This window comes from Mongoliibacter sp. (genome assembly GCF_007692705.1).
GTDB lineage: Bacteria > Bacteroidota > Bacteroidia > Cytophagales > Cyclobacteriaceae > Mongoliibacter.
This window is the reverse complement of the sequence record NZ_REBN01000201.1, coordinates 81309-91149: the sequence shown is the minus strand read 5'-3', so window position 1 is coordinate 91149 and position 9841 is coordinate 81309. Positions and strand designations below refer to the sequence as shown.

Annotated in this window: 9 protein-coding genes; 3 read left to right on the top strand and 6 right to left on the bottom strand. The window is 39.1% G+C overall.

Annotation, left to right across the window (positions count from 1 at the left end; genetic code table 11):
- Window positions 1-409 (bottom strand): RlmF-related methyltransferase (locus tag EA341_RS14205; RefSeq protein ID WP_293015719.1); only part of this gene is annotated, 409 nt, incomplete at its 3' end.
- 128 nt (window positions 410-537) lie between these two features.
- Here EA341_RS14205 and EA341_RS14200 point away from each other — a divergent pair.
- Entirely contained in the window at window positions 538-1077 is a 540-nt protein-coding gene (locus EA341_RS14200; RefSeq protein ID WP_293015717.1) for a fasciclin domain-containing protein, read from the top strand.
- Between the two features lie 90 nt (window positions 1078-1167).
- Here EA341_RS14200 and EA341_RS14195 read toward each other — a convergent pair whose 3' ends face one another.
- From EA341_RS14195 to EA341_RS14185, 3 genes are read right to left on the bottom strand one after another with little or no spacing between them, the layout of a single operon-like run.
- Window positions 1168-1758 (bottom strand): Maf family nucleotide pyrophosphatase, encoded by a 591-nt coding sequence (locus EA341_RS14195; RefSeq protein WP_293015715.1) that lies wholly within the window; start codon window positions 1756-1758, stop codon window positions 1168-1170.
- Window positions 1755-3056: a DUF1015 domain-containing protein gene (locus EA341_RS14190; protein WP_293015713.1), complete on the bottom strand. Its 1302-nt coding sequence runs from the start codon at window positions 3054-3056 to the stop codon at window positions 1755-1757. Before EA341_RS14190 ends, EA341_RS14195 begins: the two co-directional genes overlap by 4 nt.
- Entirely contained in the window at window positions 3056-4552 is a 1497-nt protein-coding gene (locus EA341_RS14185) for an acetyl/propionyl/methylcrotonyl-CoA carboxylase subunit alpha (RefSeq protein ID WP_293015711.1), read from the bottom strand. The genes EA341_RS14190 and EA341_RS14185 overlap by 1 nt, the downstream gene beginning before the upstream one ends.
- 182 nt (window positions 4553-4734) lie before the next feature.
- Between EA341_RS14185 and EA341_RS14180 the strand changes: the two genes are divergently transcribed.
- Both EA341_RS14180 and EA341_RS14175 read left to right on the top strand, forming a co-directional pair.
- A complete protein-coding gene (locus EA341_RS14180) occupies window positions 4735-5985 on the top strand; it encodes an aminotransferase class I/II-fold pyridoxal phosphate-dependent enzyme (protein WP_293015709.1) in 1251 nt (416 codons plus the stop codon).
- Between the two features lie 97 nt (window positions 5986-6082).
- Window positions 6083-6259: a histone H1 gene (locus EA341_RS14175; protein ID WP_293015707.1), complete on the top strand. Its 177-nt coding sequence runs from the start codon at window positions 6083-6085 to the stop codon at window positions 6257-6259.
- Between the two features lie 66 nt (window positions 6260-6325).
- Here the strand turns inward: EA341_RS14175 and EA341_RS14170 are convergent, their stop codons facing one another.
- A complete protein-coding gene (locus tag EA341_RS14170) occupies window positions 6326-7519 on the bottom strand; it encodes a hypothetical protein (protein WP_293015705.1) in 1194 nt (397 codons plus the stop codon).
- Window positions 7520-7654: 135 nt separating this feature from the next.
- The gene (locus EA341_RS14165; RefSeq protein WP_293015703.1) at window positions 7655-9520 is read right to left on the bottom strand and encodes a M1 family metallopeptidase; all 1866 of its coding nucleotides are present in this window, start codon (window positions 9518-9520) and stop codon (window positions 7655-7657) included.
- Window positions 9521-9841: the final 321 nt, after the last annotated feature.

Sequence of the window (9841 nt, the reverse complement as noted above, 5' to 3'; positions counted from 1 at the left end):
AATTCCAGGCATATTCATGATATCCAATGAGTGGATAGATACAATTGGCCCCCACACCGATGTCCAGACAATTTACCTTCTTAGGGCGTTTACTTGAATTTTCAGCAAGCAAATCAGCCACGTAATGTATATAATCAGCCCTCCCGGGTATCGGGGGGCAGAGGTAACTTTCAGGAATCTCCCAATGCTCTACCTGATAGTAATGACCCAAAATCGCCCTGTTGAGCATCAAAACCGCCTGCGGGTCAAAAAAATCAATGGTAGTATCTCCATATTTATTGGTGATCACAAAGTCCTTCAATGCCGGCAGTGTTTGCGTCAATAATTCAAAATCATACCTCTCACGGTGTTTATTTCTGGGATGAAGATTGGATTTTATGGGTGGCTGAGTTCTCTTTTCTTCTGGCATGAACCTGTAATTCTGTTAGATACAAAAGTATCTATTTTTTTTACCATTCATGAATTAATTGAACAGCAAAAAAACTAAATGGACAATTGCGTGTTTAAAGTTTGTTAATTTATAAAACCACTTAAAAAATGAAAATTCTAAAAAATTTATCCCTTGTTGCACTTTGTAGCGCAACGATCTTTGCAGTTAGTTGTGAGAACAAATCTACGGATTCAACAGAAACAGAAGTAGTTGAAGAAGTGGTTGTTGAAGAGGAGCCTAACACAGTTGTAGACATTGCTGTTAGTTCACCTGACCATACCACATTGGTTGCTGCGGTGACAGCCGCTGATTTGGTCGGCACTTTAAGCGGAGATGGTCCGTTTACAGTTTTTGCTCCGACAAATAGTGCTTTTGCAGCCTTACCTGAAGGTACTGTTGAGAGTTTGTTAGAAGAAGAGAATAAAGATCAGCTGACTGCTGTACTTACCTATCATGTTGTTGCTGGAAATGTGAAGGCAGCCGACCTGTCTGATGGTCAGGTGGTCACCACTTTGAATGGGCAGGAATTGACAGTAAGTATCAAAGACGGTGTTGTTAAAATCAATGATGCTACTGTAGTGGCAGCAGACCTTGAAGGTACTAATGGTGTTGTTCATGTATTGGATGCAGTATTGCTGCCAGGATGATAATTTTATCCTTGCAAAAGGATTAAAAAAACGGGTGTAATTAAATACTACACCCGTTTATTATTTTTGTGATTTTGCACTTAAATATCCTTAATCTTCTTTATCAAACCATCCAACCAACTCCCTGTAAACCAAATGCACCGGGAGGCCCATCACGGTAAAATAAGAACCTTCTATACCAGTGATGCCAACATACCCTATCCATTCCTGAATACCATAGGCACCTGCTTTATCGAGCGGATTGTACTTGTGCACATAATATTCTATTTCTTCAAGATCTAGTTTTTTAAAATGAACTGTTACTACATCTGAAAGCGTAATTTCTTTGCTTAAAGATTTTAAGGTGATTGCTGATATGACTTTGTGAGTACTGCCTGACAATTCCCTAAGCATTTGCTTTGCCTCTTCTTGGTCTCTTGGTTTACCCAATACCTTTTCGCCCAATAGCACTACAGTATCGGAAGTAAGAATCACTTCCTTTTCACCTATTTGCCCCTCAAATGCTACCGCTTTCTTTTTCGATATATATGCGGCAACCTCCAATCCCGGTAAGCTTGCAGGAAAGTTTTCCTCAACCTTTTGGGCTCTGACTTCAAATTCAACACCGAGCTCATTGAGCAATTCAGCCCTTCTTGGTGACTTGGATGCCAATACCAATGAATATCCTTTAAGATCTATCATAAATGAAAAACTTCATAAGGAAAATTGAACTCCTCTTCCGCTACAGATGCAAAGAGCAAGCCTGATAAAGTTTTGGGATAAAAGTAGGTTGACTTTTGAGGCATTGTGTGACCGCTCTTACAGACATTAAGAACCTGTGTCATGGCTATATCCTTGGTAAGGATAGCAAAAGATGCCGAACCATTCCCCACTTTCCCCAGACAACGGTTAAGGTTCCTTTCATATTCGATTTTATCAGAAAAGCGTTGCTCCTCTAGCGGTATTCCCAATACCTTATCGATAAAGAAGTAATGCAGTACCATCATATCTACTTCTTTGACCATCCGGGGAATGGACAAATCCATTTCTTCAATCCTCTCGGGAATCAGACGAATTTTATAGGCATTTTCTGAAAAAATCAATCCAAAAGCCCATTTTTTTTGCAGAATAAGCTCTGAAACTTCCTCCACATCATTTAACCTTTTCACGATAAACCAAGGTTCCAATCGTTCAAGAATCGCTTTTTCGCTCAGTGAATTATCAAAAAATAAACGGTGTGTTGGAAGTATCCTGATATTTTTACTCAAAGCATTCGTGAAATACATCAGGTGAAAATTATAGCCCTCCGTTCCTTGATGTTGCGGGTTATTTTTTTCCATCTCTTTGCGGTAGGCAATTGCACCTTGGTAGCGGTGGTGTCCATCTGCCAAAATCACATGCTTTTCTTTCATGACGTGCAAAAACTTCGCTATTATCCCTGCATCATGAATGACTGCCAATACTTCCCTTACACCTTGATAATCTTCCAGATCATAAATGGGGTCCTGAATGGCTTCATCCATGTAAGGTTCCAGCTCATGTAGTGGGTCCTCATACAACCCGTGTGTTGGGCTACTTTGGATTTGAGTGGATCTTAATAGGTCTATCCTGTCATCCACAGCTTTTGCAATGGTGTTTTCATGCCTGAGAACGACCCTTTCATCCCAATCGTAAGCTCGTATTTGGGCAATAAAACCCTTTCTGCAGGATTCTTCCTCCTGACCAGGGAACTTGAAATATTGGTAATAAACATAAATCCCAGGAATTTGATCTTGGGCAATAACACCATCCTCTTTCCATCGTTCCATGGTGTTCTTAGCATTCTCTACAGGGTTGGGACCCAAAGGAACAGAAAGATGAATACTGTTATAGGGGTTTGCATAAAGGGCTTCGCGCTGTTTTTTGGAAACCACATCGAAAAGAGGAGAGGTAAGTTCTTCAATTTTAAATGCCCAGTCCTTTGAATATCTCCAAGCTTTTAAAGGTAAAATTTCAGCCATCAGATCAGCCTGTTTTTCCAGTTGGTTCTTTTGGTTCCCTCCGAGTTGCTGATGGGAATCAACTGGTTTTTACTCCTTTCGAACATCTCCACAGCAAGACCTGAAAGTAATTCCATTTCTTCTTCAGTCCATTTGATATCTAGTTTTTCCGGACTAAAGTACTTTTCCACAAACTTGGTATCAAAATTTCCTGTAGTGAAAGCTTCATGCCCCATAACAAACCGACAGAACCCAAGTGTAGTCTCTATCCCGGTAATCTGATAGTCATCTATGGCATGGATCATTTTCTGAATGGCCTTTTCTCTGCTTTCATCGTGAACGATCAATTTTGAGATCATGGGATCATAATAAATAGGAATATCCATACCCTGCTCAAAGCCATCATCAACCCTGATTCCAGGACCTTGGGGTTTGATATAAGTTCTAAGCTTACCAATATCAGGTAAGAAGTTGTTTCTGGGGTCTTCAGCATATACCCTCACCTCAATAGCGTGTCCGTTGATTGTAAGGTCATTTTGACCAAAGGTAAGTGATTGCCCTTCTGCAACAAGGATTTGTTCTTTCACCAAATCCTTACCGGTAATCATTTCTGTCACGGGATGCTCCACCTGAAGGCGGGTATTCATCTCTAAAAAGTAAAAATTGAGATTTTCGTCAACAATAAACTCCACTGTTCCAGCACCATAATAATCGCAAGCTTTGGCTACTTTCACGGCCGCCTCCCCCATAGCTTTTCTCATCTCCGGAGAAACCACAGAAGAAGGTGCTTCTTCAATCACCTTTTGATGTCTTCTCTGAACTGAGCAATCTCTTTCAAAAAGATAAACAACATTCCCCTGTTGATCACCCAAGACTTGTATTTCTATATGTCTTGGGGAAGTAATGAATTTTTCTATAAATACTGCTCCGTCTCCAAAAGCAGACTCAGCTTCTGAAATTGCCCTATTCATTTGTTCCTCGAACTCATCCTCTGACGCTACAATCCTCATACCTTTACCACCACCTCCGGCACTGGCCTTGATCAAGATAGGGTATCCTATATCCGCTGCTTTTTTCTTGGCAGCCGGAATATCCGTAATGGCCTCGTCTGTACCCGGCACCATTGGAATACCGTATTTTGAAACAGCATTTTTGGCAGCAAGCTTACTACCCATAACCTCGATTGCCTCAGGAGAGGGCCCTACAAAGATCAGCCCCGCATCACTTACTTTTTTGGCAAAACCTGCATTTTCAGAAAGAAATCCATAACCTGGGTGAATCGCATCAACTTGTAATTGCATGCAGGCCTCAATTATTTTTTCAGAAAGCAGGTAGGATTGGTTGGAGGGCGGCGGTCCCAATAACACGGCTTCATCTGCAAATTTGACATGAGGAGAGTTTCTGTCTACCTCACTGTATACCGCAACAGTGGAAATCCCCATCTGCTTTGCAGTCTTCATGATTCTTAATGCAATCTCTCCTCTATTAGCGACCAGTAGTTTTTTAATCTTACTCATAATTGGGTTTATTTTATCCAAAAAAGCTTAACTCACGAAGTAAACAAAATAAAATGAGGATTAGAAAGAATATTTGAAATGGGACAGGATTTTTGCAAGGGTGGTATAATTGTATTAGTTTTGCCCGATTTACGAGAGTACATTACTCTCTAAGAATTTGTAAAACCTTAACGTCTATAATCTTGGATTTATTCGCAAAATTAGAAACCAACTTAGGCCCACTGGGCAAACATTCCGAACTTGCTGAAGGATATTTTGCATTCCCAAAATTGGAAGGGGAAATTGCTCCTAGAATGAAGTTTAAGGGTAAGGAAGTGTTGACTTGGAGCTTAAATAATTACTTAGGCCTAGCCAATCACCCCGAAATAAGGAAGGCTGATGCAGACGCCGCTGCCAAATGGGGAGCTGCCTATCCAATGGGTGCCAGAATGATGTCAGGACAAACTGATCTTCATGAGCAGCTTGAAAAAGAACTCGCTGATTTTGTAGGTAAAGACAGCGCCTACCTTCTCAATTATGGCTATCAGGGAATCATGTCTGTCATAGACTCTTTACTAGACAGGAAAGATGTAGTTGTTTATGACAGTGAATGCCATGCCTGTATTATAGATGCACTTAGAATGCATTTGGGAAAGAGATATGTTTTCCCACATAATGATATTGAAAACTGTGAAAAGCAACTTCAGAGGGCTACCAAGCTTGCTGAAGAAACAGGAGGGGGAATACTTGTCATTACCGAAGGTGTATTTGGTATGACTGGAGACCAGGGAAAACTGGCAGAAATTGCAAAACTAAAGGAAAAATACACTTTTAGACTTTTGGTAGATGACGCACATGGATTCGGAACTTTGGGTAAAACAGGTGCCGGTGCTGGAGAAGAACAGGGAACTCAAGAACACATAGATCTTTATTTCTCCACTTTTGCAAAATCCATGGCCTCAATAGGCGCATTTGTCGCAGGTGATTCCAACGTGATCAGATTCCTTAAATACAATATGAGGTCACAGATATTTGCTAAATCACTTCCTATGATTTTTGTAGAAGGTGCATTGAAAAGACTGGAATTACTCAGAACAAAACCTGAGCTGAAAGAAAACCTTTGGAAGATTGTGAATGCTTTGAGAGACGGACTGAAAGAAAAAGGATTCAGTACGGGAAATTCTAATTCTCCAGTTACACCTGTGGTACTGAATGGAACTGTAGGAGAAGCAGCCACCTTGAGCAAAGACCTTAGAGAAAACTATAATATTTTCTGTTCGGTAGTGATATATCCTGTAATTCCTAAGGGAATGATTATCCTCAGATTAATACCTACTGCGGTTCATACTCTTGAGGATGTGGCAGAAACAATTTCAGCGTTTGAAGCCATCAAAGAAAAGCTTACAAGTGGTTATTATAAGACAACTGAACTGGCTATCTCCTTTGGAGAATAAAATTCAAAAAAGGGCTTTATTCTGTTGTTTTTTAAACATTTTACCTATATTGAACGGTAAATTAAAATTATCATCAACCTAAAAATTAACTTTTATTATGAGCAGATTTGACGAAATAAAAGGTCTAGTAATGGGCCTTGAGGATGACTTCGAGAAATTCTATGAAAAAGGAAACCAAGCAGCTGGAACTAGGGTGAGAAAAGGTATGCAGGATCTAAAAACTATGGCACAGGATATCCGAAAAGAAGTACAGGATAAGAAAAATGCTGGATGATTTTATCAGAAAAGAAAGCATAAAAAAAGGTGGTCAATTTGATCACCTTTTTTTATGCTTTCAAAATTAATTTGTCAATAACTCTATCCCTTCCAAAAACGCTTTCCCTTGAGCATCTTCCTCCTCAGGCTCAGGAGCTGAATCCCAAAAATTTTCCAAGCTTTTAGTAAATAAGCCTTGACTCGTGGCTGCAAAAACTTTCCCATTAAACAACTCTAATTCATTAATTCCTGATTTTTCAATTCCTTCATTGTTCAACTTTCTGATATTGAAAATTTCCGGATCATGGGAATCAAAATTTTCAACTTCATAAAAACGCGCACCTCTATTATTCCAGATCACCATTCTATCGTCAATCAGACGCATATTGAAAAAATTATCAATGGAAATATGTGGTTTTAAATCTTCAACTTTCCCACTTTCCGAGATATAAATATGCCTTTCAACATTCATGATCAACTTTCCATCGGATGTAAATTCATGACCCATATAGACTGCATTTGGCCTGTCGTTCAAGGTGAAATTCTTTACCGATCCATCTTTTGAAATAAGGTAATTAGGGGATGAATTGAGATCTCCGGTTGAAGCAGAAGCAATCCAGCCATCCCTAAAAGCATTGACTTTAAATATCCTGTCACCATCGCTCCTATGAGTATTCTCGGGGAAATCGACTTTTAACACGTCCTTATTGGGTAAAACTCCATTAAAGATCGTATTCTTTTCTAAGTCAAATATATAAGCGCTATTTCTCGAAAAAGGACTGCCAACGATGTGGATATTAGCCAGCATTTTCCCGTCATTTATTTCAAAATTACCCAGGCTATTTATATTAAGGGAAACAGTTTTATGCCCCTCCAAATCCTCGAGTAAGTTATCTAAGCTTAAAAAGCCCAAGTTTCTGTTTCCTCCAGTATCGTAAATATTAAACCCACGAAGACTTCTGTCTACTGCAGCTATATAATCGCTAGATAAACTTTGCCTAAACTCAAGCAAATTGTCTCTCCAACCACTCAATTGCTGTGCCTCCAAGTCTGTTGTTAAATAACCAGGATTGATTCGGTGAGCATAATACAATCGATCACCTATTGTTCTGATTCGGGTAACATTGGAGTTTTGTCCCCTAAAATTGAAATTATCAAATCTTTGAAATTTTTCTAATTCGATCTCTTTATCTGCCTGAACCGGCTCCTCCACCTCTTGACAGGATAGCATTAAAACAATAGAAATTAATCCTAAAACAACTTTTTTTACAGAATTCATTATATAAACATCTTATGAATTGTAAAAATAAAGGTAAACGAACAAAACACAACTAACTCTTTGTTAAGAAAAAATGAATAAGCCGCTGAAGATGTCTCTCCAACGGCTTATAGGACTATCCTTTTAATTTTAATTTTATTTTTTTTCCATTTCCACTGAAACTTCAAATTTATTGTTTGCTCTATTGATATCCGCCAATCTTTGACTTGGATCGATTTCCACTGATTTGATTTCAGAAATAGACCTATCTATAGTCACTTCCGTGGATAAACTTGTCCAAGGCCATTTTTGGGTTTTTATCCGCTCAGGCATTCCTTCTTCTTCTGGCTTTTCACCTCTCATGATCACCAATGGCATATAAATCATTTCTTGGCTACCGTCTTGATACGTTACCACCACGTCCAAAGGCATGGGTGTCAAACCGACTCTTTCAAGAGATATTTTAGTACGCTTCTCACCAGCAGCCTCAACATTTTTGACTCCATAATCAATGGTTTTTGTAGAGGCAATGAAATAGTCGTAATACCAATCCAATTCCAAACCACTGGTTTTTTCCATAACCCTGATCACGTCATTTCCATTTGGATGCTTAAATTTATACTCATCCCACAATCGCAACATGGCTCGGTCAAAGTTTTTCTTTCCCATGATATATGCTAGCTGCTCTACAAATACAGCACCTTTGGAATAGGTACCTGGACCATACGCAGAATTCAAGTTGTAATGATCTCCATGCGTGGTCAATGGCTCTTCATAACCTGCTGAAGCCAACCTGAAATATGACCTGTAATTACCTTCCTGAATAAAGTTTTCGCTCTTATCAAAAACAGCATCCATGACCACATTGGTACCCCAAGTGGTAAAGCCTTCATCCAGCCAAGGTTCTGAGGATTCATTGAATCCCAGTACTCCGTAATACCAGCTATGAATCAATTCATGAACCGTCACGCCCACCAAGCTTCTCAGGTTTCTGTGTCCTGTGATCAAAGTTGACATAGGATATTCCATTCCTCCATCTCCTCCTTGAATCACTGAATATTGATCATACGGGTATTCACCAAAATTATCACTCATAAACCTGATGGCATTTACTGTATAATCCATCAGCTTACCCCAATTCTCTTCAGTCTTTTCGTTTTTCACATAAAGCAAATGAACCATGGGCCCATTTTCCATCTGATACTTGTCATGGGTGAATTTTGGATCAGCTGCCCACATAAAATCATGAACATCAGGAGCATAAAAATGCCAGGTCAATGTCTTCCCACTTGGTGAAGGCAAATTTACTCCCTCATCTTCATAACCATGACCGATTTCATTGGCATTTTGAAGATAGCCTGTCCCACCAAGGATATACTCTTTGTCTATGGTGATTTTAACATCAAATTCACCGAAATTCCCATAAAATTCCCTTCCGATGTAAGGGTTTGCATGCCAGCCTCTGACATCGTAGGCAGCCATTTTGGGATACCATTGTGCCATAGAATAACGAATATCTTCAGCATTATCTCTTCCAGCCCTTCTAACCTGTAATGGAACCTGCCCCTCAAAATCCATATCAAAAACTACTGTTTCACCAGGCAAAATCGGTCTTGGTAAGTCTACCTCCAGAATTGTTTCCTCATGTACAAACTTTGCATCCTGACCTTCCATTTTAAGGGTTTTAACCTCCAAAATTCCAATTTCTTCAGGCGTCAGGTTTTTGATCCTATCCCCTACTCTCCTGTCTGGATCTGCAATTGTCCTAGACCTCACATCCATCATGCTATTTGGCTGAAAAGCATTATAATACAGATGATAAAATGCCCTAAAAAGTGTATCCGGAGAATTATTGATATAATGTAATTTTTGTTTTCCCTGATACGTATTGGATTCCACATCCATCGTGACATCCATTTCATATTTTACTTTCTGTTGCCAGCGGTCTTTTTGAGCATTAGCAAAAGTAAAAACTCCTGCCAAAGTCATTAAAAAGACACTTAACCCTAATCTCTTTATCATGTGTTATTTGGTTTTTGCGTGTAAAATAAATCAAAAAGCTAAACTGCCCAAACCTGTCATCAAAATCGGAAAAAAGAAAATATATCTTTAGGGCCAAAAACAACACAACTTTAAAAACCATTTAAAACCATATTTTCCCTTTAGCATGAAAAACATATTTTCATTGGTTTTTATATAAGTATTTGATATATAATACCAACACAATAACATTTATACATGGAAACAAAACTTTACTTAAGCAAGATCCTTTTTTGGGCTTCATGCTTTTTCCTGCTTTTGATAGGTGGAACCCAATCACCTCTTTTAGCTCAGCAGGTAGAC

Coding starts and splice junctions, on each gene's coding strand:
- EA341_RS14165 (WP_293015703.1), bottom strand. CDS start 9,520: ATGATAAAGAGATTAGGGTTAAGTGTCTTTTTAATGACTTTGGCAGGA.
- EA341_RS14185 (WP_293015711.1), bottom strand. CDS start 4,552: ATGAGTAAGATTAAAAAACTACTGGTCGCTAATAGAGGAGAGATTGCA.
- EA341_RS14190 (WP_293015713.1), bottom strand. CDS start 3,056: ATGGCTGAAATTTTACCTTTAAAAGCTTGGAGATATTCAAAGGACTGG.
- EA341_RS14175 (WP_293015707.1), top strand. CDS start 6,083: ATGAGCAGATTTGACGAAATAAAAGGTCTAGTAATGGGCCTTGAGGAT.
- EA341_RS14195 (WP_293015715.1), bottom strand. CDS start 1,758: ATGATAGATCTTAAAGGATATTCATTGGTATTGGCATCCAAGTCACCA.
- EA341_RS14200 (WP_293015717.1), top strand. CDS start 538: ATGAAAATTCTAAAAAATTTATCCCTTGTTGCACTTTGTAGCGCAACG.
- EA341_RS14170 (WP_293015705.1), bottom strand. CDS start 7,519: ATGAATTCTGTAAAAAAAGTTGTTTTAGGATTAATTTCTATTGTTTTA.